Annotated in this window: 17 protein-coding genes; 6 read left to right on the top strand and 11 right to left on the bottom strand. The window is 42.5% G+C overall.

What is annotated here, in order from left to right; genetic code table 11:
• Positions 1 to 2: 2 nt before the first annotated feature.
• From FTU19_RS01660 to FTU19_RS01640, 5 genes are all read right to left on the bottom strand, one after another.
• Positions 3 to 2,321, bottom strand: a complete 2,319-nt coding sequence (locus FTU19_RS01660; RefSeq protein WP_180025104.1) for a TonB-dependent siderophore receptor — start codon at positions 2,319 to 2,321, stop codon at positions 3 to 5.
• A gap of 316 nt (positions 2,322 to 2,637) precedes the next feature.
• The gene (locus FTU19_RS01655) at positions 2,638 to 3,744 is read right to left on the bottom strand and encodes an alpha-hydroxy acid oxidase (RefSeq protein WP_180010898.1); all 1,107 of its coding nucleotides are present in this window, start codon (positions 3,742 to 3,744) and stop codon (positions 2,638 to 2,640) included.
• Positions 3,744 to 4,427 carry a Fe2+-dependent dioxygenase gene (locus tag FTU19_RS01650; protein WP_180010896.1) on the bottom strand — a complete coding sequence of 228 codons (684 nt, stop codon included), beginning with the start codon at positions 4,425 to 4,427 and terminating at the stop codon, positions 3,744 to 3,746. Before FTU19_RS01650 ends, FTU19_RS01655 begins: the two co-directional genes overlap by 1 nt.
• 79 nt (positions 4,428 to 4,506) lie before the next feature.
• On the bottom strand, positions 4,507 to 6,762 hold the full coding sequence (locus FTU19_RS01645; protein ID WP_180025105.1) for a catecholate siderophore receptor Fiu: 2,256 nt from the start codon (positions 6,760 to 6,762) through the stop codon (positions 4,507 to 4,509).
• 412 nt (positions 6,763 to 7,174) lie between these two features.
• On the bottom strand, positions 7,175 to 9,412 hold the full coding sequence (locus FTU19_RS01640) for a TonB-dependent siderophore receptor (protein ID WP_180025106.1): 2,238 nt from the start codon (positions 9,410 to 9,412) through the stop codon (positions 7,175 to 7,177).
• Positions 9,413 to 9,914: 502 nt separating this feature from the next.
• On the opposite strand from FTU19_RS01640, the gene tig reads away from it, so the two are divergent.
• From tig to FTU19_RS01620, 4 genes are all read left to right on the top strand, one after another.
• A complete protein-coding gene (gene tig, locus FTU19_RS01635; protein ID WP_180025107.1) occupies positions 9,915 to 11,246 on the top strand; it encodes a trigger factor in 1,332 nt (443 codons plus the stop codon).
• 190 nt (positions 11,247 to 11,436) lie between these two features.
• The gene (gene clpP / locus FTU19_RS01630; protein ID WP_004781985.1) at positions 11,437 to 12,042 is read left to right on the top strand and encodes an ATP-dependent Clp endopeptidase proteolytic subunit ClpP; all 606 of its coding nucleotides are present in this window, start codon (positions 11,437 to 11,439) and stop codon (positions 12,040 to 12,042) included.
• A 29-nt stretch (positions 12,043 to 12,071) separates the two neighbouring features.
• Positions 12,072 to 13,382, top strand: a complete 1,311-nt coding sequence (clpX, locus tag FTU19_RS01625; protein WP_004781987.1) for an ATP-dependent protease ATP-binding subunit ClpX — start codon at positions 12,072 to 12,074, stop codon at positions 13,380 to 13,382.
• A 167-nt stretch (positions 13,383 to 13,549) separates the two neighbouring features.
• Complete coding sequence (locus FTU19_RS01620) at positions 13,550 to 14,266, top strand: DUF2846 domain-containing protein (protein ID WP_004781989.1); 717 nt, start codon at positions 13,550 to 13,552, stop codon at positions 14,264 to 14,266.
• Between the two features lie 60 nt (positions 14,267 to 14,326).
• On the opposite strand, the gene FTU19_RS01615 is transcribed toward FTU19_RS01620, so the two are convergent.
• Positions 14,327 to 15,853 (bottom strand): fumarate hydratase, encoded by a 1,527-nt coding sequence (locus FTU19_RS01615; protein WP_180129979.1) that lies wholly within the window; start codon positions 15,851 to 15,853, stop codon positions 14,327 to 14,329.
• Between the two features lie 753 nt (positions 15,854 to 16,606).
• Between FTU19_RS01615 and FTU19_RS01610 the strand changes: the two genes are divergently transcribed.
• Positions 16,607 to 16,846 carry a DUF2171 domain-containing protein gene (locus FTU19_RS01610; RefSeq protein ID WP_166136309.1) on the top strand — a complete coding sequence of 80 codons (240 nt, stop codon included), beginning with the start codon at positions 16,607 to 16,609 and terminating at the stop codon, positions 16,844 to 16,846.
• 306 nt (positions 16,847 to 17,152) lie between these two features.
• Here the strand turns inward: FTU19_RS01610 and pta are convergent, their stop codons facing one another.
• From pta to FTU19_RS01595, 3 genes are all read right to left on the bottom strand, one after another.
• Complete coding sequence (gene pta, locus FTU19_RS01605) at positions 17,153 to 19,291, bottom strand: phosphate acetyltransferase (protein WP_180129976.1); 2,139 nt, start codon at positions 19,289 to 19,291, stop codon at positions 17,153 to 17,155.
• A gap of 53 nt (positions 19,292 to 19,344) precedes the next feature.
• Complete coding sequence (locus tag FTU19_RS01600; RefSeq protein WP_166136315.1) at positions 19,345 to 20,568, bottom strand: acetate/propionate family kinase; 1,224 nt, start codon at positions 20,566 to 20,568, stop codon at positions 19,345 to 19,347.
• 406 nt (positions 20,569 to 20,974) lie between these two features.
• Positions 20,975 to 22,240, bottom strand: coding sequence for a glutamate-5-semialdehyde dehydrogenase (locus FTU19_RS01595; RefSeq protein ID WP_180129973.1), 1,266 nt, complete (start codon positions 22,238 to 22,240; stop codon positions 20,975 to 20,977).
• 324 nt (positions 22,241 to 22,564) lie between these two features.
• Between FTU19_RS01595 and FTU19_RS01590 the strand changes: the two genes are divergently transcribed.
• The gene (locus tag FTU19_RS01590; protein WP_180017227.1) at positions 22,565 to 23,902 is read left to right on the top strand and encodes an alpha/beta fold hydrolase; all 1,338 of its coding nucleotides are present in this window, start codon (positions 22,565 to 22,567) and stop codon (positions 23,900 to 23,902) included.
• A gap of 29 nt (positions 23,903 to 23,931) precedes the next feature.
• On the opposite strand, the gene FTU19_RS01585 is transcribed toward FTU19_RS01590, so the two are convergent.
• Together FTU19_RS01585 and nagZ are read right to left on the bottom strand one after the other, a co-directional pair.
• Complete coding sequence (locus FTU19_RS01585; RefSeq protein ID WP_180025110.1) at positions 23,932 to 24,795, bottom strand: class I SAM-dependent methyltransferase; 864 nt, start codon at positions 24,793 to 24,795, stop codon at positions 23,932 to 23,934.
• A 123-nt stretch (positions 24,796 to 24,918) separates the two neighbouring features.
• Positions 24,919 to 25,941, bottom strand: a complete 1,023-nt coding sequence (gene nagZ, locus FTU19_RS01580; protein ID WP_004782006.1) for a beta-N-acetylhexosaminidase — start codon at positions 25,939 to 25,941, stop codon at positions 24,919 to 24,921.
• Positions 25,942 to 26,067: the final 126 nt, after the last annotated feature.

The following is a 26,067-nucleotide window of genomic DNA, read 5'->3' as shown; positions in this document are numbered from 1 at the left end:
GATCAGTATTTAAAATGCAGGCCTAAAACGGCACTGATGCCTTCTGCTTCAGTGGCATAGTGGGAAGAATAGGCTTTGGTAAAATAACGTGTATCGGACAGGTTATTGATATTTAGCTGTAGATCCACATTGGGGTTCACCTGATAACGTGCCATGGCATCGTAACGCACATAACCGGGAACAAATTTGGTATTGGCGGCATTGCCATAAACTTTATCCATTGCCATAGCACCGGCACCCAATGTTAGTTGAGGTATGATCTGATAGGTCGTCCATAGAGTTGCGCTGTTTTCTGCTACATTCTGAACCTGATTGCCATTGTTCGAGCTTGGTACATAGACGGGATCTGCTGTAGTTCCAATATTTTCAAAGCCGCCATCAATCAGTTCACTATCCAAATAGGTATAGCCTGCGGAAATTGCCCATTTCTCGGTGACATTTCCATTGATACCCAACTCAATCCCATCGACACGGGTCTCACCAATATTACGGGTGGTACCATCAGCATCGGTGTAGCGGGTATTGGTCTTTTCAGTACGGAAAATGGCGGCCGTCAGATTCAGTTTATCTTCCAGAAGATCCCATTTAGTTCCCAGTTCCATGGTGCGGACTTTTTCAGCTTTTAAATTTTCAATGGCTGCGCTAATACTTTCAGAGCCATCACCGCCATCGACACCGACCGGATTAGAGGAAGTGGCATAGCTGATATAAACACTGCCATTTTCTCTTGGCTTAAAGACCAGACCTGCTTGATAGTTAAAAAAGTCTTCTTCATTTTCGAGGGTAAGCTGATCACCTGGAACGGCGGTAATCGGCGTATTGTTTGCGCCTGTCACCGCATTATTGAATCGTCCATAGGTCAAGGTTTGCTGGGTTTTATAATCATCCCAACGTACACCCAGATCAAGAATCCATTGCGGATGCAATTCGATACTGTCCAGTAAGTAGATCGACTTTGATTTGGTCTCGATATCATAACGGTCCGCACCATCTGTATTAAGTGTCCCCGTCCACGCACCCCGGTCTGGATTGTCTACAGAAGTACACCAGCCTAAGGCCACATTGGTAGGGGTACCACAGGCCGCAAAAGAACTTCCAGTAGCATTCAGACCATTAATAATATATTGGGTACGTTCAGTATCCTGATCTGAATATTCTGCACCCAGGTTAAAGCTGTGTTGAATAGCACCAGTATCAAATTTGCCTGTTAAAGCCAGTAGGTCAGTAAAGGTATCGGTATTTGCGATACGTGAATTGGCCCGTGCCCAGACATTGCCATTCAAAATGAAGTTCCCGCGTGAATCATCGGGGTTGGTCCAGAGGTAGTCATTTTTAGAGCGGTTAAAGACCGCCGTATTACTCAGGGTTAGATTGTCATTCAAATCATGTTCTAATTTTAAAGTACCAATCTGGTTTTCCTGTTTCTGGAAATCACGATCTTTCCAGCCATAGTATTGACCAGCTTTGACATCAATTGGTTTCCCATTACCATTTAAAGCGACATTGGCATTGGTGGCTCCAAATGGATTATTATAGGGAACGCCGGAGTCTGGAATATCATCAGTTTTCAAATAGTAATAACTTAAAGTTCCACGGGTTGCGCTGTCCAGGCCAAAACTGAAGCTGGGTGCAATACCAGCACGTTTATATTCAGCACCGTCATGTTGACCCGCTTTTTCATTCTGGTGGCCCATGACCGCGATACGAGCCGCCATGCCATTGCCGAAGTCCTTGTTAGCATCCAGAGTGATACGTGCATACATATCTGTACCACCCGCAACAGAGCCTTCCAGCGCATCTCCCTTTTTCGCCACTTTGGAGATCATATTAATACTGCCACCCGTAGTGCCCGCACCGCCCATGGCAGAAGCAGAACCTTTGGTAACTTCGACCTGCTCAATGGCAAACATTTCCCGGTTTTGTGAAGTCGAATTTCGCACGCCATCGACGTACATCGAACTTTCCGAGTTATAGCCTCGAATAAAAGGCCGGTCCCCATTCGGATTGCCGCCTTCACCTGCGCCTAAAGTAATACCTGGTACGGTACGCAAAGCATCAGCTAAGGTCGTAACCTGCGTATCTTCAATCAGTTGTTGGGGAATCACGACCACAGACTTTGGCGTGTCCAGGAGTGGCGCAACAAACTTGCTATTGGCTGACTGATCGACTTTTAGACCCGGCACGGGTTCAGCTTGTACTTCCTGATGAATGGTCTCAAGCTGCACCACATTTTCCTGTGCAATCGTGTGTGCAGATGCAAAAGAAAGGGAAGAAACGATGGCTGAAGAAACTATTTTTTTACGAGATTTTATATAGCTCATAATCATTCTTTTTTATTTTTAAGTTTGGATTCGCAAATAATAATTATTATTGTTATCGTTGCTATCCTTCTTGCATTGATATTGGCAATGAACAAAATTTAATCAATTTAAAAAATAGATAGACTAGAGTGCGAACTGAGAATTAAAACCATGTTTTTAATATAGATTGATTAAATATGGATCTTATTTGGTTTTTATTGATAATAGCTATTGATAGATAAAGCTATGTTGAATTGCCTTTAAAGACGCTTCAAGGAGTTAAGGGTAAGATATTTAACTAATTTATTTTTCATTTTTATTTTCAATTAAATCCTAATTAATCAATTCCCCTAAATAGACAGCTCGGTTGAATATCTGCCACGGTCGCTGTTCCCATTAAGGCCATGGTAATCTCAAATTCTTCTTTCAGGATTTTGATCACATGCGCTACGCCCAAAGCTCCGGCAGTCGCCAGACCATAAATATAAGGACGGCCAATCAGGACAGCAGAAGCACCTAGGGCAATTGCCTTGAATACATCCGATCCACGACGGATGCCGCCATCATAGAGCAGAGGAAAATCTGCTGGCACCACCTTTTTAATCAGCTGCAAGGCAATGAGAGGAGAAATGCAGGTATCCAGCACACGACCGCCATGATTGGAAATAATCAGACCTTTTACCCCATGCTGAATCGCCTGCTGGGCATCCTGAGGATGTACGATTCCTTTTAGAATCACGGGTAAATGGGTTTGCTGTACGATCCAGACTATGTCTTCCCAAGTTGGGGCAATTTTCATTAGTCCGTTAAAGACAGGATGATCACCTTCCTTTAATTCTGGTAAGGGAATATGCGTAGGCGTATGCGGATGTTGCATGCCTTCCGGTAAATGAAAAAACGCACGACGTTCACGATCGCGGATGCCAGTATGTGGTGAATCTACCGTAATCACTAGCGCCGTATAATGGTGTGCCTCAGCCATTTTGACCAAAGCTAGAGATTTTTCCCGATTCCCTTGCCAGTAAAGCTGAAACCATTTGCGTGGATTGTCCTGTTTCAATGCGCGCATGTCAGTATTCGTAAAAGTACTGAGAATCATATTACTACCCATCACTTCTGCGGCGAGGGCAGAAGCGGCTTCGGCTTCAGGATGAAACTGCTGCTGATGTCCAATCGGTGCCAGAAAAATTGGATGCGGAAATTTTTGTCCGAACATTTCAAGTTCAGTACTGCCTTGGGTCAGATCTTTCAGCATACGCGGCAGAAGCTGAATATCCTGAAATTGCTGTAAATTGTCCCGGACACTGACTTCATCCATGGAGCCACCCTGCAGATAATCCCAGACCATGCTGGAGAGATGTTTTTCTGCTTCGACCTCATAATCAGCGATGGTTTGTAGGTAGGCCGGGATCTGGGTTAATGGCGCCATTGGTTCACGTGACATTATAAATCACCCCACTGACGAATCAGGTTGTGATAATGATGGGTGAGCTGCAGGACTTCTTCAGTATCGCCAATCTGCTGGCGTAGCTTCATAATCGTCATATCCAGATCAAACAGCATGCTGCGTTTGGCATCTTCACGGATCATACTTTGAATCCAGGTCACGGCAGCAATACGTTTGCCATGAGTCACTGGTTCAACCCGATGCAGGCTGGTCGATGGATAAACAATCACATCACCAGCGTCCAGTTTCACTTCATGGCAACCATACTGGTCTTCAACGATCAGCTCGCCACCTTCATATTCATCGATTTCAGATAAAAATAAAGTCAGTGACACATCGGTACGAATGGCCTGTCCGAGTAGAGGGGAGTAATGAATGGCATTATCGACATGATTGCCATAGGTGCCAGAATCCTGATAGCAGTTAAACAGGGGCGGCAGGATATGTTTCGGTAGGGCAGCAGAGGTAATTAAATGATGACTTTTAAGCTCCTGTAAAATGATAGGGCTAATCTGCTGATACAAGACAGAAGAAGAATCTAGTTGTAGGTTCTTTTTGATTTTCTGTGCCTGACTCCCCGCACTGAGTTGCCCATTCATCCAGTGTTCTGAGCGATCCAATTGCTGTCTCAGTTCGGCAACTTGTGCTTTACTTAATACTGCCGGGATATGTAACATCATTTTAAAAGCATTCCTGCAATTGAAAATATCGTGCATTCAAGAGAATACACGATATTGATAGATAGAGATAAAAGCTGAATTAAAATTTATAGTTCAGGGTTAAAGCTGCTGAACGTGGTTGGCCTAAGATCACACGGCCACCTCCATTATTCAGCGTGCTGATGTACTCTTTATCTGCCAGATTATAAACATTCAGGTTTAAGGAAGTTTGGTCATTAAAGGTATAACCGGCCATAGCATCAAATACCACATAGCTTGGAATACTTGGCATATTCGCTGCTGCAGTACTATCGGTAATCACACGTTTTTGCTCATCCACATAACGTGCGCCCAAGCCCAGTTTTAAACCAGCAATGTTATAGGTCGTCCATAAAGAAGCGGTCCATTCAGGTGACCAACGTACACTATTGGTCTGGGTCACTACACCCGTGTTGGAGTTGACACTGAACTGGTCTTTTTGCTCGGTTTTCATATGGGCTACGCCAGCTGAAATATTCCAGGCATCGGTAATTTTACCGACAGCACCCAGCTCGACTCCCTTAACAACAGTTTTACCTTCCTGAATAGACTCGCGGGTGATCGGGTCTTGAGTAAACTGGTTTTCATTTTCAGTATGGTATACCGCAGCATTTAAAGCCAGGTTACCCTCCAGTAAATCCCATTTGGTGCCAATTTCATAATGATGAGTTTCTTGAGGGTCTGCGGCTGAGCTGTTTATTCCTGTGGATGAAAGGCTAAAGTTACTGCTACCCGGCGGTGTCAGGGATTTGGCATAAGATGCATAGACACTGCTGTAGGCGGTTGGCTTATATAAACCACCGAGCTTCCAGCTGAATAAAGTGTCATGGGCTTTTAAATCTGTTTTGGTTTCAGTTACTGCTAGTGTCGTACTGTCGGTTGAGTAACCTAGTGCATCGTAATTGGTATCGTAATAATCGACACGGACGCCACCATTGAGTTGAAAACGTTCACCAAACTTGAGCGTATCAAAAAGATAAGCAGCCGCCGTCTGGGTTTCACCATTTGAATAAGCGCCCGTATACACAGGATCAGGCAGATTCTGGTGACGGTCAGGATTGTATAGATTCGCGGGTGGTGTGGTGTTGCTTGGCTGTCCCGGCATTTGTGTGGCCAGTGTTCTGGAATGTTGCTGCTCTTTTAATAGTTCTACACCAGCGACCAGATCATGCTCCACTGAACCGGTTTTGACATTCCAGTTCACCGTGCTCTGATTAGCCAGAATTTTATTTTCCTGATCGACACCCTGGCGTGAACGGCTTACTGTCCAGTCTTGAGGATTGATAGAGTCATTTCTTGAAAGGCTATTAATCCCCGTCAAAGTACGCTGCATATGGGTATTGCCCAGACGGGTAATATTGGTAAATTTCAGATTTTCAGACCAGTCACTTTCGATTTTGGCTGTATACATGTCAGCATCAACATCTTCATGGTCATCGGTATGGCCATAATAATTTTCACGGTCTACTTTAGGTGCACTGGCAATCAGTGGGTCAGCATTCCAGAAACCTTTCATGCCAATCGTTGGAATACCGCCATCCGGAATGTTACGTTGGCGGATATGCTGGGAATAAAGATACAGGCGAGTATCACTATCCAGACCAAAGACGATAGAAGGGGCAACAGCCCAGCCTTGATTCTGGATAAAGTCGCGGCCTTCTACACCGCCATCTTGACCCATTGCATTTAAACGGACAGCAACGCTGTCATTGATCGCCTGATTAATGTCAGTGGCAAGACGCGTATGTTCAGCCGTATTGTAGGTGGCAGAGACTTCACGACTGTTTTCCAAATGAGGCAATTTGCTGACCAGATTCACATAACCAGACGCCGTACCACGCCCACCTTCGGCACCCGCAGGGCCTTTTACGACTTCCACCTGTTCCAGGTTAAACACATCACGACTTACAGCGCCGAGGTCACGAATGCCATCCAGATAGGTGGAGCTTTGAGTTGAAAAGCCGCGCATCTGGAAGGCATCGCCAGCACTGGTATTACCATTTTCACCGAGTTGTAGGGTAATTCCTGGCGTATTACGTAAGGCTTCAACCAGGGTGGTTGCACCTTGTTCTTTTAATAAGTTTTTGTTGATAATCGAAACAGTCTGAGGCGTATCTACTAAAGCTTGGCTAGATTTAGCAGAACTCAATTGATCTACTTTATATTCATTTGCAGTTTTATTCTTAACTGTAATTTCTGGAAGCTGAATAACGCCTTCATTGGTGATGTTATCTGCATGAGTGATCAGTGGCAAAGTTGCAGCAAGTGCGACCAATGAAGTCTTGTAATGATGTTTTCGGCTTTTGATATGCGCCATGTGACAGAATTCCTGAATTGAATAATATTTCCCTTACCACCTTGATATGCTCGAGTTCATCAAATAGCAGCAATTATGGAGTTATTGTTATGGCCTTTAACAATTTTGCGAATTGTAGTGATAATAATTATCATTAACAATATTTAATTAAATCATTCTTATGAATTTATGGATGAAATTACTGTTTAATATTCAAACTTTAATCTGGGATTTCTATTAAGAAAAATTTCAAAATAAACTTATTTTTCAGTTTTTTACCTAAGATTAAAAAATGTAATTATTTTCTATTTAAAGCTTTTTATCAAAAGGTTTATAAATACAACTAAATCTAGATTTAAAGTTTTATATCTTTCAGAAAATAAAAATAGCCTCACGAATGAGGCTATTTTTTGATGAGGGAAGAAGCTAAAACTTAGTATTTAAAGTTCAGAGAAAGAACTGCGTTACGGCCTTCTGCTTCAGTTGCATAGTGAGATGCATAAGCTTTAGTGAAATAACGTTCATCAGATAAGTTATTTACATTTAACTGCAGGTCAACATTTTGATTTACGTTATAACGTGCCATGGCATCATAGCGTACATAACCTGGAACATATTTAGTATTCGCTAGGTCACCATACACTTTGTCCATCGCAACTGCACCCGCACCGATTGTTAACGCAGGGGTTAGATCATAAGTCGTCCAAAGTGTGGCTGAGTTTTTCGCAACGTTAGGCATTTTATTTCCATTGTATGGACTATCTTCATTTGTACATACAGTTGGTCGACCGCTACATTTTTTTCCATTATCAACAGCTTCACTGTCTAGGTATGTATAGCCCGCAGAGACTGCCCATTTATCAGTAAGATTACCGTTTAAACCAAGCTCAAAGCCATCTACCTTACTTTCACCAACGTTAGCATAAGTAGTCGGTGTTAACTGAACTCGAGCATTCTGTTTTTCAGTACGGAAAATTGCAGCAGTCAAATTCAATTTGTCATTAAATAGATCCCATTTCGTACCAATTTCAAATGTGCGGCTTTCTTCAGGATCGAGATTGCTATAATTTTCTGCAATACCTTCTGAACCATCACCTGAGTCAACACCTACAGGGTTGGCTGAAGTAGCGAAGCTTGTGTAAATAGATCCATTTTCACGCGGTTTAAAAGTAAGACCTGCCTGGTAAGTGAAGAAATCAGCGTCACTTGAAATGGTTTCACCTGAAGCATTGGTTTTTTGCTTGGTATCAAAGTCATCCCAACGCAATCCTAAGTCCAATAACCATTGCGGATTGAGTTCAATGTTATCCAGTAAATAAATAGAAGCTGTTTCTGTGGTAGTGGTCGTGGTAGCTCTGTTGGCTGTACGAGCACCTAACCATTGATCACGTGAGTTTGGATTGGTTAAAGAAGTACACCATGCATCATTATTTGCACAATCACTGTTAAATCCACCTGTCGTGCTATCAGGGTAGCCAGGGTAGGTGGTTGAATAGTTACCTTTATCAGATTCTTGTTTAGAGTATTCAACACCTGTATTAAAGCTATGCTTTAGAGCACCGGTATTAAACTTACCTGCTAAAGAAAGTTGATCGCTAAAGGTTTCTGTATCTGTAATCCGTGAGTTAATACGACGCCATACTTTATCATTGAGTACGTTACCTTTTGAGTCATCAGGCTGCGTCCATAGATAATCATTTTTTGACTTGCTATAAATAGCAGTATTACTCAAAGTCAAATCATCAGTCAGATCATGTTCTAATTTAAGTGTACCAATCTGATTTTCTTGTTTCTGGAAATCACGATTTAATAAACCATAGTAGATGCCTTGTTTAACATCGATAGGTTTACCGACAGTCGCTTTTTTATCTTTGTCATAATTATATGGAACACCAGCATCAGGCGTATCATCAGATTTTAAGTAGTAATAGCTTAAAGTCCCACGAGTAGGGGTATCCAGACCAAAACTGATACTTGGTGCAATACCTGCACGTTTATATTCAGCACCGTCTTTCTGACCTGCTTTTTCATTTTGATGACCCATCACAGCAATACGCGCTGCAATGCCATTACCGAAATCTTTGTTGCCATCTAAAGTGATGCGCTGGTAATTATCGGTACCTTGTGCAATGGAACCTTCTAAAGAATCACCAGCTTTAGCAACCTTAGAGATCATGTTGATGCTACCGCCAGTCGTACCGGCACCGCCCATTGCAGAAGAAGAGCCTTTGGTCACTTCAACCTGTTCGACCGCAAACATTTCACGGTTTTGTGAAGTCGCGCTACGAACTCCATCTACATACATTGAGCTTTCAGAGTTATAACCACGAATAAATGGACGATCGCCATTCGGGTTGCCACCTTCACCCGCACCCAAAGTAATACCAGGTACAGTACGTAAAGCATCAGAAAGTGTAGTGACTTGAGTGTCTTCAATCAGTTGCTTAGAAATGACTGATACAGATTTAGGTGTATCCAGTAAAGGTGCAACAAATTTCTTATTTGCGGAATTATCTACTTTTAAACTTGGTGTCTGTTCAGCTTTAACTTCTTGATGAATAGTTTCGAGCTTGACCACATTTTCATCAGCCACAGCATTTACGGTTACAATCGAGAGGGAAGAGGCAATCGCCGATGAAACGAGTTTTTTACGTGATTTGATAAACGACATGTGGGAACCCGAAAAAAGCATAAAATTTATGTATGCGAATAATAATAATTCTTATTTAAATTAAGAATTACTTGCCGATAGGAAATGACGATTTTAAGGATTGTATTAATTGGTTTGATCAATGTGATAGTGTATCAAAATGTTTCTAAGTTAATGTATTTAAAATAGATCTGATTAATAGATTATTATCGTTACTTTTATTGAGATTATTAGAGTTTAAAAATTTTGAAGAAAAGATAAAGAAAAGTTTACTAAAAGTCCTATAAAAATCCATAAATGCCGATGAATGAGATGATCCGTCCAGTTTGAGTAATCAATATATCTACTCTTATTTGAGGGAAGGGATATTTAATCAAAGAAAAATGAATTTGACTGAATAAATTTGATTATTACAGCATCAATAAAGACGATTCAAGTATTGTGTTTTGTATATCTGCAAATGTTGTCATATAATGTGGCACATTTTTATAAACCTGTTATTACCAAATATATAGAGGAAGCCATGCAAGTAACTTCTGAAGCGGTTTCGGGCGTTGCCCGTCGTTTAAATGTTTCTGTACCGACGAGCCGTATTAATGAGCAATTTGAAGCTCGTTTAAAACGCACTGCTAAAACTGCGAAGATCAACGGCTTCCGTCCAGGTAAAGTACCTGTAAACGTAGTTCGTCGTGAATACGGCGCTGGTATCTACCAAGAAGTTGTCAACGACATCATTCGCGACACAGTTTTCGAAGCAATCCAACAAGAAAAAATCAACGCTGTTGGTATGCCAAACATCGAAAAAACTGAAATGAAAGATGATGCTTTAGTTTATGAAGCGACTGTTGAAGTTTATCCAGAAGTTGAAGTGAAATTCGAAGGTCTGGAAGTTGAACGTAAAGCGTCTGAAGTAAATGATAAAGACGTTGAGAAGATGATTGAAAATCTTCAAAAACAACGCGCTTCTTGGGCTGAAACTAAAGGCATGGCTAAAAAAGACATGCAAGTAACTTTCGACTTCGAAGGTACTGTTGATGGCGAAAAATTTGAAGGCGGCGCTGCGCAAGACTTTAAACTTGTTTTAGGTTCTGGTCGTATGATCCCTGGCTTCGAAGATGGCATCATCGGTATGAAGAAAGGCGAAGAGAAAGTGATCGATGTTACTTTCCCTGAAGATTACCAAGCTGAAAACCTTGCTGGTAAACAAGCTCAATTCAAAATCAATGTGAAACTTGTTGAAAAACAAAAACTTCCAGAAATTGATGCTGAATTCCTGAAAATCTTCGGTATTTCTGAAGAAGATGGCGTTGAAAAACTGAAAGCTGACGTTCGTAAAAACATGGAACGTGAAGTGAAAAACGGCCTGCGTAACCAGGTTAAAGGCGCAACTTTCGATGCACTTGTAGCTGCAAACGAAGTTGAACTTCCATCTGCCATGCTTGCTCAAGAAATTGACCGTCAACGTCAACAAATGATCCAGCAGTTCACTCAACAGTTCGGTGCTCAAGGCGCGAAAGCATTTGATTCAAGCATGCTTCCAGATGACCTGTTTAAAGAACAAGCTGAGAAATCAGTTAAACTTGGCGTATTGGTAAGCCGTATTCTTGCTGATGCGAAAATCGAAGTAGATCAAGCGCGCGTTGAAGCTTATATCGAAGACATGGCTTCTTCTTACGAAGATCCAAACGAAGTGATTGAATACTTCAAAAATGACAAGCAACAACGTGCTCAAATCGAAGCAGTTGTACTTGAAGATCAAGTTGTTGATCACATCCTGGCATCTGCTAAAGTGACTGATGCGACTGTAAGCTATGAAGACTTATTGAAAGAGCAACAAGCTCGTCAACAAGGCTAATTCAAGCTTTCCATAAAAAGGCGCTTCGTGCGCCTTTTTTCATATTAGTAATTTCTTGACATATCTGATTTTCACAAAACTAATGCAAAAAATATGATGGAATTATTCGCGATTATTTTGCAATTTCATTGATTATCCCTCATATTGTGATTATGGATTAAGTCACAAAAATTTAGGAATAAATAAACCTATGTATGTTCCAACGATTGAAAACGCTTTAGTGCCAATGGTGGTAGAACAATCCTCTCGTGGTGAGCGTTCTTTTGATATTTATTCACGCCTTTTACGTGAGCGGGTAATTTTTCTGACAGGTGAAGTTGAAGACAATATGGCCAACCTGATCGTTGCGCAAATGTTGTTTTTAGAAGCTGAGAACCCAGATAAAGATATTCATTTATATATCAACTCACCGGGTGGTTCGGTGACTGCTGGCATGGCGATCTACGATACCATGCAGTTTATTAAACCGGATGTTGTGACTTATTGTATGGGTCAGGCAGCATCAATGGGTGCATTCCTGCTCAATGCAGGGACTAAAGGTAAACGTTACTGCCTTGAAAATGCACGTGTCATGATTCACCAGCCTTTGGGTGGTTTCAAAGGCCAGGCATCAGATATTGAAATTCACGCACGTGAAATTCTGTTCATTAAAGAACGTTTAAACCGTTTAATGGCTGAACATAGCGGTCAGGACTATGAAAAAGTGGCACGCGATACAGACCGTGACAACTTCATGACTGCTCAGCAAGCGAAAGAATACGGTCTTGTGGATGAAGTTCTAACGAAACGTCCATAAGTTTTAGAGATTGAGATATTGGAGTAAATATGTCCGAACATCCTCAAGGACAAAAGCATTGTTCATTTTGCGGTAAAACGCAGTCTGAAGTCGGAAAGCTGATTGCAGGCGAGGACGCATACATTTGTAATGAATGTGTGGACGTATGCTTAGATTTGGTTCAAACCAGTCAACAGGTCGAAACCAATGACTGGGCGAACCGTCCTTTACCGAAACCGCATGAAATCCGTGCGGCGCTCGATCAATATGTGATTGGTCAGGACGTAGCGAAAAAGACATTATCTGTGGCCGTATACAACCATTACAAACGTCTGAAAGTACAGACCAATGGTAAGAAAGCAGATGATTCCGTTGAAATTGCCAAAAGTAATATCCTGCTGGTCGGTCCGACCGGTTCAGGTAAAACCTTGCTGGCACAAACCCTTGCCCGTCTTCTGGACGTTCCATTTGCCATGGCAGATGCAACAACCCTAACTGAAGCGGGTTATGTGGGTGAAGATGTTGAAAACATTGTACAAAAGCTTTTGCAAAAAGCTGATTACGATGTCGAAAAAGCGCAAAAGGGCATTATCTATATCGATGAAATCGACAAGATTACCCGTAAATCTGAAAACCCATCCATTACTCGTGATGTATCAGGTGAAGGCGTACAGCAAGCCTTGCTGAAAATGATCGAAGGTACGGTTGCTTCAATTCCACCACAAGGTGGTCGTAAGCACCCGCAGCAGGAATTCATTCAGATTGATACCTCGAATATCCTGTTCATCTGTGGCGGTGCATTCTCAGGTCTTGAGAAAATCGTACAGCAGCGTCAGGAGAAAGGTGGTATTGGCTTTACTGCAGAAGTCCGTAATAAAGACGAAAGCAAAAAGTTGTCTGAATTGTTCCGTCAGGTCGAAGCGACTGACTTGGTGAAATTTGGTCTGATTCCAGAATTCATTGGTCGTTTACCCGTGATTGCGACTTTGGATGAGCTCGATGAAGAAGCTTTAATGCAGATTCTGACTGAGCCGAAGAATGCATTAACTCGTCAATATAAACATTTGTTTGAGATGGAAAATGTGGACTTGGTCTTTGAAGATTCAGCACTACGTGCCGTTGCGAAAAAAGCACTGGAACGTAATACTGGTGCGCGTGGCCTGCGTTCAATTCTGGAAAATTCATTGCTAGAAACCATGTATGACCTGCCGAGTCGTAGCGATGTAGGCACCGTGGTGGTGAATGAAGCTGTCATTAATGGTGAAGCTGCACCAGAATTTCGTGCTGAACGTCAACCACATGACGAGCCAGAAACAGCGGCAAAAGTTGATTTAAAGGTGGTGAATAGCAAATCTGCTTGATTGCTATTCGTCAGAAACGTGCGAAAACCCCGTGTTTTCGCACGTTTTTTATTTCCAAAAGATAAAAGCAGATGCTAATCTCAACATCTAGGCGTGGACGCCGAAAGCTATAAAAATATATCGCAAAGCACTTGCATACAAGAATAAAGACGCAGTGAGGGATAAGCATGCGTGGAGTCGCAATGGTGCTCATCGGCAGTTTGGCGCTGATGGGTTGTCACGGTAAAAAAGCCGTAGTTGAGCCTACACAGCCACTCAGCACTTTAAAAAATATTGATCTTGAAAAAAAACCAGGCTTCGTCGAACAGCATCGGGTGGGGATGTTTACAATTGGCGGCTGGGTCAACCAGAAACAGGGCAATCATTTTCAGGCAGTTAAACCTCAGCATGAGGATGCAGCAATTGTTTATTTATACCGCCCGGATTCCAAATGGAACCGTCAGGAAATTGTCGCTGCCAGCCTATTTATCAATCAGCATCGTATTCCGAGTTTATTGCATAATCATCATTACTGGATTGAGTTACCTGCAGGCACTTATCGCTTGAGTACCAGCCGTCCTTTAGGTGCTTTGCACTTCCAGAAACCTAAATATCTGGACTTTACCGTAGAAGCGGGTCAATCCTATTTTATTAAGTATGATGAAGAAAATCTAAGCACCCGTCGTAGTGTTCCGGGACCTCTGATGCTGATGCCGAGCAGTGTGGGCCTCAATGAAATTGCTTTTACCCAGTTAAAATCGGACAGTTTTAACTTTTTTGCACAGGATCAGGAAACTGGGAAAATCCGCAAGAAAGCTCAGAAAATTAAGGCAACTGAATATGATCCATCTACAGATGTACAGTTAACCACACCGTTTAAACTCTGGGATCCAAGAACCTGGTAATTAATTTTAAAATTCCAATAAAAAAGCACCCATTAAGGGTGCTTTTTTATATAGCTTAAATTAACCCGCAGCAGCGTCAACTACTGGAATTTTGCCAATTTTTGCTTGCCAGATTTTTGGAGCAGTCGCGTGTACAGATGTACCATTTACGTCAACTGCTACAGATACAGGCATATCTTTCACTACAAACTTGTAGATCGCTTCCATGCCCAAATCAGCAAATGCAACCACTTCAGCTTCACGGATTGCTTTAGATACGAGGTATGCAGCACCACCAACCGCCATGAGGTAAGTCGCTTTGTTGTCTTTAATTGCTTCAACAGCAGCAGGACCACGGTCCGCTTTACCGATCATGCCATAAAGACCAGTTGCTTCTAATACCTGACGAGTGAATTTATCCATACGAGTTGCAGTTGTTGGACCTGCAGGACCTACAACTTCGTCACCCACTGGATCAACAGGACCTACGTAGTAGATGAATTTGCCTTTTAGATCAACAGGGAGTTCTTCACCGTTGTTCAGCATGTCTACCATACGTTTGTGTGCAGCATCACGGCCAGTATAGATTGTACCGTTTAGAAGCAGCGTATCACCTGGTTTCCAAGAGTTCATTTCTTCTTGAGTGATGTTGTCTAGGTCAACACGTTTAGAAGATGAAGAATCCCAAGTGACTGATGGGTAGTCTTCAAGGCTTGGTGCTTGAATATGTGCAACGCCTGAACCATCAAGTGTGAAGTGTGCGTGACGGGTTGCAGCACAGTTCGGGATCATGCCGACTGGTTTGCCCGCAGCGTGACAAGGGTAATCTTTGATCTTGATGTCTAGAACAGTGGTTAAACCACCAAGACCTTGAGCACCAATGCCCAATGCGTTTACTTTCTCGAAGATTTCGATACGAAGTTCTTCAAGTTTGTTTTGTGGGCCACGACGAAGCAATTCGTCCATGTTGATCTCTTCCATCAATGCTTCTTTTGCAAGCATCATGGCTTTTTCAGCAGTACCACCAATACCGATACCCAGCATACCAGGAGGACACCAGCCTGCACCCATAGTTGGAACAGTTTTTAATACCCAGTCCACGATTGAGTCAGACGGGTTCAACATTGCCAGTTTAGATTTGTTTTCTGAACCGCCACCCTTAGCAGCAACAGTGATGTCTACTTTGTTACCTGGAACAAGTTTGTGATAGATCACAGCAGGCGTGTTGTCTTTGGTGTTCTTACGGCCAAAAGCAGGGTCAGCCAGTACAGATGCACGAAGTACGTTAGAGTTTTCAAGATAACCTTGACGTACACCTTCGTTGATCGCATTGTCCAGGCTCATGGTTAAATCAAATTTAACGTCCATGCCCACTTCAACAAATACGTTGACGATACCAGTATCCTGGCAGATAGGGCGGTGGCCTTCTGCACACATGCGTGAGTTAATTAAGATTTGCGCGATCGCATCTTTCGCAGCTTTGTTCTCTTCACGGTCGTACGCACGGCTCATCGCTTGGATGAAGTCTTGTGGATGATAGTAAGAAATGAACTGAAGCGCATCTTTAACCGATGTGATCAAGTCATCTTGCTTGATAATAGTTGTCATACAAATATCTCTTGAGCGGGCTGTTAGCTAGCGGGCTAAATTATAAGACAAATGAATCCGGTTGTGGGCGTTTTGCAGGGACATTGGCCAAAAGTTTATAGTTTAAGCAATAAGGAAAATTACTTTGGCTGAAAGATTGGTTAAAAATGACAGGTTTTTGTCATATTTACTGTCATATTTCAGCTTAAAATTTATTGGAATATAATTAAATATATTCTAAATATATGATTTTTATTAATTAATTAAAATTATGAAAATTTCATCATTGTCATATAACTGTCATAAAACTTTTACATAATGCGCTTATCAAATGAATGATGAGTTTTCTTTATGACCCTGACTAGTGTATTGATGGTAATTGCTTTTAGTCTTTATATCGCTGCTACTTGGTTCTACGGCCAGAAAGAAGATCAAGCTTAAGCTTTATCTTCTTTTTTACATTTTAAGAGCTAAAAAATTAGCCTATCTTCAAATCTTCAAATCTTCAAATCTTCAAATCTTCAAATCTTCAAATCTTCAAATCTTCAAATCTTCAAATCTTCAAATCTTCAAATCTTCAAATCTTCAAATTACCTTAATAAAAAAACAATATTTCAATCATCTTGGCCTTGCCACAACACGCCTGTGACACAGTTATTTTTCTTCATTACATTATTAACCCAGAAAAACCCAAAGCCTGAAAACCCTTACACACAGCCAATTTTTTAGGGCTTAGACTGAGGTCTCTCAACTTCTATAAATAGGGCAATTGGAATGAGTAACTTTAATACAAATGACATCAAAGAACATGCTTCAGTAATTGCTTCAGATGGTACTCAAGTTGGTAAAGTGGATCATTTAGAAGGTCAGGACAAGATTAAATTGACAAGAAGTGATGACGAGAATAATGAGCATCATCTGATTCCGGTCAGCTGGGTAAGCGAAGTGAAAGATGACAGCGTGATCTTGAATAAAACAGCAGAAGATGTGCACAAAGAATGGACCACGGTATAAGCATGATCGTTGCCTGACTTGTTCTGGTTTGGCTTAAATAGTCAAACTGGATGCAAGCTTAAATAGGCACTCTGATCTGTTAAAGTGGTAAATGCCAGCCTGTTCGGCTGGCATTTCTTTTGTGTCATCAATCTGTTTATTTTAGTTTTATTTACTCATAGAGCAGATTAAGAACCTGCATAATTTTTTGAGCTAGATAATCTGTAGATGATAGAACGCCTAATGATTACTGAGAAAACTTATAAATAGATCAATAAAAAAACCACCCGATCTTTTGACCGGATGGTTGTGGAGTGTTAAAGAAAATTAACTAGCTTGCTGATCTGCCTGAATCGCAGTTAAGGCTATAGTAAATACAATGTCATCGACCAGCGCACCACGTGACAGGTCATTCACCGGCTTGTTCAAGCCTTGCAGCATCGGACCGACACTCACGACATTTGCCGCACGTTGTACCGCTTTATAAGTGGTGTTACCAGTATTTAGATCAGGGAAGATAAACACATTGGCACGACCAGCGACTTGTGAATCTGGTGCTTTCTGACGCCCTACACTTTCAACTGAAGCGGCATCGTATTGCAGTGGACCATCAATCAACAGATCAGGACGACGCTGTTTCGCAATCTCAGTCGCTTTCGCCACTTTTTCTACGTCTGCACCTGTGCCTGAAGTCCCGGTAGAGTAAGAAATCATGGCAATACGTGGATCAATGCCAAAGGCTTTTGCAGAGTCAGCAGACTGAATTGCAATTTCAGCCAGTTGTTCAGCATCCGGATCTGGATTAATCGCACAGTCACCATAAACATAGACCTCATCTGGCAGCAGCATAAAGAATACTGAGGAAACCAGTGAATATTCAGGCGCTGTCTTGATCAACTGGAAAGCAGGACGAACGGTATTGGCAGTCGTATGTACTGCACCAGAAACCAGACCATCCACTTGATCAAGTGCCAGCATCATGGTGCCGAGTACGACAGTATCCTGTAGCTGTTCACGCGCCTGCAATTCATTGATTTTGCCTTTACGCAGTTCAACCATTTTTTCCACATAATTCTCGCGAATCAGGTCTGGATCAATAATTTCAAGATCGTGCGGTAATTCAATATTGCGTGCTTTAGCAACTTCAACCACTTCTTCCGGTTTTGCCAGCAAGATACAGTGCGCAATCCCACGAGATTGACAGATCGCAGCCGCCTGAATGGTACGTGGCTCATCACCTTCCGGAAGCACAATACGTTTTTTCGCAGTAATCGATTTTTGTACCAGTTCATGACGGAATGCAGAAGGAGACAGACGTGGCTTATAAGAACCATTGATTAGCTGTGCAATCCATTCTTCATTTAAATGACTGGACACAAAACGAGTGACCTGTTCAGCACGTTCAGTATCATCACATGGAATTTCATTGCTTAAATTGGCCAGACTTTGGGCAGTTTCAAAAGTGCTAAGTGGCGTATGCAGAATAGGCAGACCATGTTTAATCGCTGTCTGGCAGAACTCCAGTACAGCCGAATTTGGCTCATAATGTTCAGTCAGTACCAGACCTGCCAATGGAATGCCATTGCTGCTCGCCAAGCTACTTGCCAGCAAGACATCAATACGGTCTGATGCACTAATAATCAGTTCGCCAGCTACAAATTTATGCAATTCATGTTCAATGTTGGACGCAATTAAACTGCTGTGTAAGACACGGCGCTGTTTTGCTTCACCCAAGTTCACCCAGTCTGCTGAAATATGCGCTGCCAGGTCAGAAATACGTGGCACACTTAAAGTATTACTGAATGGAACCAGACCAATGACTGGAAGCTTTTCAGACCCAATATGGGCATGAGTTTTCTGAATAGCTGCTATAAATTTTTTGGTATCACTAATCAGGCGTAAACCAGGATCAATAGTCACCGGGATATGGGCAGAATCTTCAGGTAAGCCTTTGGTGCGCATAAATAATACGCCAGCCATACGGGTAGAAGAGGACCCACCCAGATAACGTAATTGGCTTTCAATTTTTTCAGCTGCCACTTCAGGCTGGTTGATATCAGCATTGCTGACAATGATGACTTTGGCATCGAGTGCCTGCGCCAAGGCTGCATTAAAGCTTGGCGCAAAGGTATCGCGGCTATTGGGCACCAAACCTTCAACAATAATCAGGTCGTGATTTTTGGCAATCTCACGATGCAGGCGTACTGCATCTTCAAGCAATTCATCTGTTTCACCAAGATTAAAGCGCTGAATCAGACTTTCATAAGCAATCGGTTCAACGGTTTCACTTTGGGATAAATGACGATAGAGTGCTGTAGTGCGATCTGTATCCTGACTTTTTTCCTGTGAAAAAGGTTTCACAAAGCCTGCCTTTACCCCTTGGCATTCTAAAGCATATACCAAACCTAAACAGGCTGAAGTTAAGCCAACGCCTTCCCCGGTCGGCACCAATAAAATCGTTTTCATAGTAATATCAGTCGCGCAATAATAGAAATTAGGTAAAAGGGAACCGGGCTTGCTTATGCAAGCGCAGCTTCAGGTTCAGACTTTTTTGCAGTGGCTTGCTCCACTTCATTCTCTACCACAGAATGAGTTTCTTTCGCGATTCGGCCTTCTTCATCAGTCGGAACTACCCAGATTTGTGGGCCTGTACCGTTATCGATCCGACCTTCTGTACCGCGTTTCAAACTGCTATTAGCGTCTTTATCCAGGTTGAAACCGAAATGTGGTAAATAAGCCATGGTTTTTTCACGGATATACGCCGAGTTTTCACCAATACCACCGGTAAAGAACAGACCATCAATACGTGGCAGACCACAGCTTAAAGCAGCTAAAGATTTCGCCAGACGGTAGCAGAATACTTCAATCGCAAGAGTCGCATCTTCACTACCTTGTTCTGAGGCTTCAATCAGGGTACGCATGTCATTAGACAGGTTGTCAGACAAACCAAGCAAGCCACTTTCTTTGTTGAGCATCTTGTCAATTTTATATACATCCCAGCCTAGGTTTGCAGCCAGGAAGCTATGCAAACTTGGATCGACATCACCACTACGGGTCCCCATCACCACACCTTCAAGTGGCGTCAGACCCATTGAGGTATCTACACTTTGGCCATTCCATACCGCACAGGTCGAACTACCATTACCGAGATGTGCTGTTAACCAGCCACCTTGCTTAAAGCTACCAGCCAGTTCAGAACCGCGATCGGACACATAAGCATGGCTGGTACCATGGAAACCATAACGACGTACGCCATATTCAGTATAAAGGAATTTAGGCAGCGCATAACGGTAAGCATGTGCCGGCATGGTTTGATGGAAAGCAGTATCAAATACTGCGACTTGTGGCAAGTCTGGGAATAAACGTTTAGTCGCTTCGATCCCGATCAGGTGAGCCGGGTTGTGTAAAGGCGCAAGTGGAGTTGCTTCGCGAATTTTTTCAATAATCTCGTCAGTAATCAGTTCAGCTTTGGTCAGACTGCCACCATGTACCACACGGTGACCGATCGCATCCGGCTTATAGTTTGCCAGACGCTCTAAACCTACTTCTAACGCTTTTTTATGATCTGCAAAAGGAATATGAATATCGACGGGTTCATTACCGACAGTCACACCTTTAATACGGGCATTTTCTGTGCCTAAGTTTTCAGCTAAGCCGTGAATACGGAAATTCTGTTCTTCAAGCAATAGGGCAAACTTGATTGAAGAAGAGCCACAATTAATAACTAATACTGATTTAGACACGATTGTTTACCCGATTCTAATTAAAATTCTCATCCATTTCGTTGACCTGTCTGCTGGCAAAAGCGACACAAGATAGGTCTGTGATCATGTTTTAACATGGGTTTTTTTACTGTCCTAGATAGACTTTAGCCGATTAGACTTAAGCATTATCGACCATAGCGACAATAATAATTAAAATTTATCAGTTCATAGTTTTCATTTATAAATAAAATACTGCTAAAAAATGATCTATTAAACTGTAACTTATATTTCTTAAAAATAATGTTTATTTATTCTACCTTTTAGGTATGGATATGAAGAAATTATATGCAATTTTATAAAGGCTGCATATTTACTTGAACATATCTTTTATTCATCTAATGCATAAAAAATCAGCCTTGCGAACAAGGCTGATTTTATTATCTATTTACTGGCGAATCTGACCATCACCGAAGACTACCCATTTCTGAGAAGTCAGGCCTTCTAGGCCAACCGGGCCGCGGGCATGAATCTTATCCGTCGAAATACCGATTTCCGCTCCTAGGCCATATTCGAAGCCGTCAGCAAAGCGGGTAGAGGCATTGATCATGACTGAACTCGAATCTACACCAGCTAAAAATTCACGAGCGATGCTGTAATTCTCAGTAATAATTGAATCAGTATGATGCGAGCCATATTTATTGATATGTTCAATGGCTTCCTCAACACCCGATACGATTTTAACTGCCAGAATCGGACCCAGATATTCGGTGTACCAGTCTTCTTCTGTCGCTGCGACTACCTGATTGCCCAAGATACGCTGGGTTTCACGACAACCACGAAGCTCTACCTGTTTTTCCTGATACAGCTCAGCAATTCGAGGCAGGAAATCTTCAGCAACTTTTTCATCAACCAGCAAAGTTTCCATGGCATTACATACGCCATAACGATGGGTTTTGGCATTCAAAACAATGGGTAGGGCTTTGAGCAGATCAGCCTGTGCTTCGACATAGACATGGCAATTCCCGTCCAGATGTTTAATCACAGGCACACGTGCCTCTTCAGTAATGCGTTCAATTAAGCCTTTACCACCACGCGGTACGATCACATCGACATATTCAGTCAGGGTAATCAGCTGGCCAACTGCAGCACGGTCAGTCGTATTAATCACCTGAACTGATGCTTCAGGTAAACCTGCCACTTTTAAGCCATGCTGGATGGCAGTTGCAATGGCCTGGTTAGATTCCAGAGCTTCTGAACCGCCACGCAGAATAATCGCATTTCCAGATTTTAATGCCAGTGAAGCAGCTTCCAGAGTTACATTCGGACGTGATTCATAAATCATGCCCACTACGCCCAAAGGCACACGCATCTTGCCAAGCTGAATCCCTGTAGGACGGTAAGCCATATCAGTGATTTCACCAATTGGATCTTTCAGGCTGATCACATCTTTCAGGCCCTGTAACATACCTTTAAAGCGTGCGGGGTTGAGTTCTAAGCGATCAAGCAGGGCACTATCCAGATTGTTCTGGTGAGCTTTATTGATATCAATCTGGTTAGCAGCCAGAATAGCAGCTTGACTGTTTTCTAAAGCGGTATAAATTGCTGACAATGCGCTGTTTTTAGTTTGGGTAGACGCACGAGCCAAAATGCGAGAAGCCTGGCGTGCCTGCTGTCCTACCGTTTGCATATATTGTTCAATAGACTCTTGCATAGCGGTTCAATCACTTAGAAATTTCACTTTGATATTAACAGTCTGATGCCGGACAATGAAGCCCAACACTTAAAAATCATAAGCTTTTCACTGTTTCTAAACATTTTGAAATTGTTTTATCTTTAAAAGCAGATAAGTGGTTGTCGAATCAGTTGCTTGTGAAAAGCCGCTCTGTATAGAATGAAATGTAGCGACATAGATGTCATTGATATAATTACTACAGCGCAGGATGCGTGTTCAGGATAATCGGAATAATCCTGAAGCATAAGATCTGTAAATAATGACTTGCACAATAAAAATAAGGCAAGGACGGAGGAAAGGAATATGAATTCCATTATCCAGATGGATGCCCAGGCATTGGACCAACATAGCCATTACGGTTTTTTTGATCTTTATGATAAGCACAGTTTCAAGCAACCAGCACGTACGACATGGATCGATGGCTGGAAAATCGAGTATATGGCCATTGCGCGTCCTGATACTTTGCATATGCGCCCAATGGTGATTATTGGGGGAGCTTTTCAGAACTTTAATTCTTACAAATATTGTGTAGAACAGTTATTTGATGCGGGACCTATTATTTTAATTGATTTACCTTCCATGGGGGCCAACCAGCAAATTACTAACGTTGATACCGGCTTATCTGCAGGAACACTTGAACTGGAAGATCTGGCAGCGATGCTAGGCCAATGGCTGGAGCAGATGCAACTGCCTAAGGTGGCTATTCTAGGGATGTCTTTAGGTTCAGTGGTGGCTTCCTGCCTGGCAGATCAGCGTCCTGAACTGGTAGACCGTATGATTTTGATGGGTGTAATGCAGAAAACCCGCAAAAGCTGGCGCATGCTGCTGGAAGAATCTCTACATTTAATGAAAGAACAGCGCATGGACGAATTTGGCCAAGCGGTGATTCTGTATCTGGTCAATCATGCACGTTTAAAAGAAACCCGCATGTCACCAACAGCAAAACGGCTGTTCTTTAAGCAGATGTCCGAGTTTACAGCGACAGAACAGGACCGCTATGACATTAATTGTAATCGTCTTTTAAGACTGACCAATGTACCGATTCCTCAATGTAAGGTTCTAGTCGCATGCGGGCAATATGACAGCTTTACCTTGCCACATGAAAATGCCAATTTTGCCCTGCAATGTCCAAACATGCAGTATGTGCAGATCGCTTCTGCAGATCATGTGCCTCAGTTACAGCGTCGTAAAGAAACCATGCATTTATTTGCAACTTTCTTGCGTGATGAGCCGGTTGATCAGCTCGAAGGTATTATCCCGTTCACCCGTGAACAGATGCAGCAGATCGAACGGCGCGGTGAAGAGCGGATTACGGTTCAGGATCCACAGCGTTATTTAAGTCATCGCCATTCTGATCTGGTACTCAAGGCAGAAATTGTTGATATGAATTTCTTTGGGGTGTTACTGGAATTGGAACCTGGATTAACTGATCAAGCAGCCGCGTATCCACGTGATTTGGCTTTACATTTGGAAGATGAAGAAGGCGAGTTTAAGATCGAATGTCTGATCTTCGAACATGATGGCACTCAGTTACGTGCTTTGTTCAAGCATGGCAGTTTTGATGTAGCAGAGCGTTTACTACGTTTTGTCCAGAAAGAGAAAGCACTTCAACAGGCTGAAGTATTCGATGCAGTCATCTAAACAATAAAATTCATAAAAAAACAGCGTGATTAAACGCTGTTTTTTTTCACCGCATGAATCATCCAGACCAAATCGCCTAGATGTTCATCCTGTTCATAATGAGGATTCTGCTGTCGAGGTTCTGCAAAATAACGTTGTGGCTGTTCGACCTCCACCTGCATAAACCCAGCTTGCTGAAAAAACTGCTGTAGTTCTTGAGGTGATTTAAAATGAAAAGTAAATGCACTGCGTGACATGAATTTTAGCAGACGGCTACAAGCCCAGATAAAGCTTGCCAGTTTATTTTTGACCGGTTCAGGATAAATATCACTGAGATAATGCACTTCACTGAAACCCTGACCGTATTCGGTAATGCCTTTGAGCAAGGTAAACAGCATTTTTTGATCAAAGTAATTGATCAGGCCTTCACTAATAATGACTAGAGGCTGTTGCGGGTCAAAGACTTTAAAAATATTCGCCAGTTCTGCACTAAAAATATCGGCGCTCAATACTTCCGGGGCATCTTGATCAATCTGCTGCAAGGCGTTGGTTTTGATCCTGGCCATATCGGGCAGATCCAGCTCCCGATAATTAATCCCGGGAAATTTCTGTCTAAAACTCCAGCTGCGTGGGGATAAACCACTAGCAATTTCCAGTACCTGTAATTGAGGATATTTACTAATTAACTGGCTTAAGTGTTCATCAATCATTTGATGACGCTGTTTCAGGGTAGTGCGCATACTGCCGCCCACATGACGCTCAGCCCATGACTCCAGTGGATGAACCAGTTTGGCAAGGAATTTACCTTTAGAAGTGGCAAATACGGGATGTGAAATCCCCATTTTGTACCAGATATAGCCAGTATAATGTGCAGTAAAAGAAATATGGCGGTGTTGTGAAAGAGATTCTGTCATGTCGTCCTGACCTTATTGTTGTTTTAATTCAATGCTGCTCATTAATATAGCAGTCTTTTCAACATGATAATAAAAAAGGAACACCTTGTCGTGTTCCTTTGTCGTATTCAGATCATTTAAAAATTAGAGAACCTGATCTTTAAACTGGCTGATTTCATCACGGATCTGGCGCCATTCATCTCCAAGATTCAGTTCAGTACTGATTTGAATCTCTGGAATTTTTCCGCGCATACGTTCCAGACGCTGCTGATTGGGCAGTGGCAGATCCTGAATGCCCTCAAGCGCAATACATTGTGCTGCGCGATCATTGCAGACCAATCCCATATCACAACCTGCTTTCAATGCCGCCTGAATACGGGCATCGGCACCGCCAGCTACACAGGCAGCCTGCATGCTTAAATCATCCGAGAACAGTACGCCGTCGAAGCCAAGTTCTTGACGTAACACTTTCTGAATCCAGAATTCTGAGAAACCGGCTGGATTTGGATCCACTTGGCTATAAATAACATGGGCAGGCATAAGTGCATCCAGTTTTGACTGTAACTGGATAAAGGTCTGCATATCTTTTTGCTGGATTTCTTCGTAGCTACGCATATCAATGGCTGCAGCTACATGCGAATCTGCTTTAACCGAACCATGTCCCGGGAAATGCTTACCAGTTGAAGCCATGCCAGCACGTTTCATACCTTTCAGGAAAGCACCAGCCAGTGGAATAATATCCTGAATATTTTTGGCGAAACTACGGTCGCCAATCACATCGCTAATATCATTTAAATCCAGCACAGGCGCAAAACTAAAGTCAATTCCGACAGCCAGTACTTCGGTGGCCATTAACCAGCCACATTTCTCGGCCAGTTCCAGCGCTTTTTCACGATTAGTCTGGTAAAGCTCACCAAATTTACCCATGGCAGGCAGTAGGGTAAAGCCCTGTTTCAGGCGCTGTACACGGCCACCTTCCTGATCCACCGCAATCAGAATATCTGGACGGACCTGACGCATATGATCAGTCAAGGCGCGGACTTGGGCAGGAGATTCAATATTGCGACCGAATAAAATTACACCACCGACTTGTGGTGCACCCAAGAGTTCAATATCTTCTTGAGTAAGGGTAGTGCCTGCGATGTCGAGCATCAATGCGCCAATCATATGCGGAATCCATTTTAGAATTTTCGGGGAAAACAATACCTGAATTCTGCAATGATTTGCTACACTTTGTCAGCACAGAATATGATAAAACTACACGACATAAACATATTAAGTTGTTTAAGATGC

This window comes from Acinetobacter sp. YH12072 (assembly GCF_013419565.1).
In the GTDB taxonomy this organism is placed as follows: domain Bacteria; phylum Pseudomonadota; class Gammaproteobacteria; order Pseudomonadales; family Moraxellaceae; genus Acinetobacter.
The sequence above is the reverse complement of the archived record's forward strand: the minus strand, read 5'-3'. Positions and strand labels throughout refer to the sequence as shown.